General features: G+C 44.2%; 2 protein-coding genes. Both read right to left on the minus strand.

Annotated elements, in window-relative coordinates:
* Positions 1 to 161 precede the first annotated feature (161 nt).
* Positions 162 to 608, minus strand: a complete 447-nt coding sequence (gene rplI, locus LD39_RS04065) for a 50S ribosomal protein L9 (protein ID WP_035543148.1) — start codon at positions 606 to 608, stop codon at positions 162 to 164.
* Positions 605 to 1,972 (minus strand): DHH family phosphoesterase (locus LD39_RS04070; protein ID WP_035543151.1); only part of this gene is annotated, 1,368 nt, incomplete at its 5' end. The genes rplI and LD39_RS04070, both read right to left, overlap by 4 nt.

Genomic DNA, 1,972 nt, shown 5'->3' on the forward strand with positions numbered 1-1,972 from the left:
GGCTTGTTCAGCTTCTATATTATGGGGCGGTGTGCGATCATTCCATAATTCACTCACTAGCATTTCCTCCTCTAGATAAAAGCGCAGGCGTTGAACCTGAATAGGGCACCACGTCAAACGGATAGATCATAAGAGGAAAAGTACTTCCAATCTATGATTCTCTATTTCTCTTCAACGTGGACACGAATGTTCCCTGTCACATCCGGATGAAGTTTGACAGGTACATCTGTATATCCAAGCGTACGAATCGGGTCATCAAGTTCGATCTTACGCTTGTCAATTTTAATGTTATGGGATTTCTTCAGTTCTTCTGCAATCTGCTTACTTGTAATGGAACCAAACAGACGGCCGCTGTCGCCTGATTTAGCCGTTAATTTAACTTCCAAATCAGCAAGCGTCTCTTTCAATTTCTTCGCTTCATCTACTTCTTCTTGGGCAAGCTGTTCTTTTTTAGCATCTTTCGCCTTCTGCGCCTGCATGTTGCCTTTTGTAGCTTCAACGGCTAAATTGTTTTTTAAAAGATAGTTACGGGCGTATCCATCATTTACGTTCTTGATTTCGCCTTTTTTTCCTTTACCTTTAACATCCGCAGTGAAAATTACTTTCATTCTGAGTCTCCCCCTTCAAAATATTCATCAATAATATCTTGCAACAATGCTTTTGCATCTTCAATTGTTGTGTCTTCTAATTGCGTCGCTGCATTCGTCAAATGTCCTCCACCGTTCATTCTTTCCATGATCACCTGGACGTTTATGTCCCCTAATGAACGGGCACTAATGCCCACCCGTCCATCATCACGATCAGAGATGACAAATGAAGCGACAATGCCGCTCATCGTGAGCAGCGTATCGGCCGCTTGAGCAATGATCACGGGGCCGTAAGTCTGTCCTGTATCGCCTGTCGATATGGCAATTCCATCGCGGTAAATATTCGCTTTTTCAATCAGCTTGCTTCTTCTGACATAAACGTTCAGGTCCTCTTTCATAAATTTCTGGACTTGAACCGTATCTGCCCCTTTGGAACGTAAATAAGAAGCTGCATCAAATGTTCGCGATCCTGTTCTCAGCGTAAAGCTTTTCGTATCTACAATAATTCCGGCTAACAACGCCGTCGATTCAAGCATGGATAACTTCAGCTTCTTCGGTTGATATTCAAGCAATTCCGTAACGAGCTCAGCTGTCGATGAAGCATACGGCTCCATGTAAACAAGTGTCGGATCTGATATAAACTCTTCTGCTCGTCGGTGGTGGTCGATAACAACGACATGCTCTGTTTTCGATAGTAGCTTTTCTTCCATCACTAAGGATGGCTTGTGCGTATCCACAACAACCAGCAACGAGTTATTGGAAACTTCTTCAATGGCATCTTCAGGTGTTATGAAATGAGGCCAGAGATCTTCATCCTTCTCGATTTCTTCCACCATGCGCTGAACTCCTGTATCGATATCATCAGGATCCAGCACGATGGCCCCTTTTTTATCATTGGCCTGGGCAATTTTCAAAATGCCGATCGAAGCGCCGATCGAATCCATATCTGGAGATTTATGTCCCATAATCAGGACTTTTTCACTTTCCTGAACCAGCTCTTTCATGGCATGGGAAATGACTCGCGCACGGACACGGGTCCTTTTTTCCATAGGATTCGTCTTTCCGCCGTAGAAGCGTACTTTTCCTGAATCATCCTTAATGGCAACCTGGTCCCCACCACGACCGAGTGCAAGGTCTAAACTGGACTGGGCCAATTCTCCAAGCTCAGGGAGATTGACTGGTCCTACACCGATTCCGAAGCTTAACGTCAGCGGTACATTTTGATCTGTGATTAACTCACGCACTTCATCAAGAATTTCAAATTTGGCTTTTTCTAAAGAGCGAAGAATTTCCTGGTTCATCACAGCCATAAAACGCTCTTGAGACGTCCGTTTCAAGTAGATGCCGAAATGCCCAGCCCAATTATTTAAGATCGATGTCACCTG

The sequence above is a fragment of the Halobacillus sp. BBL2006 genome (assembly GCF_000786645.1).
GTDB lineage: Bacteria > Bacillota > Bacilli > Bacillales > Halobacillaceae > Halobacillus.

Bases quoted from the DNA above. Each gene is read 5' to 3' on its own strand.
- rplI (WP_035543148.1), bottom strand. From the start codon at position 608: ATGAAAGTAATTTTCACTGCGGATGTTAAAGGTAAAGGAAAAAAAGGC.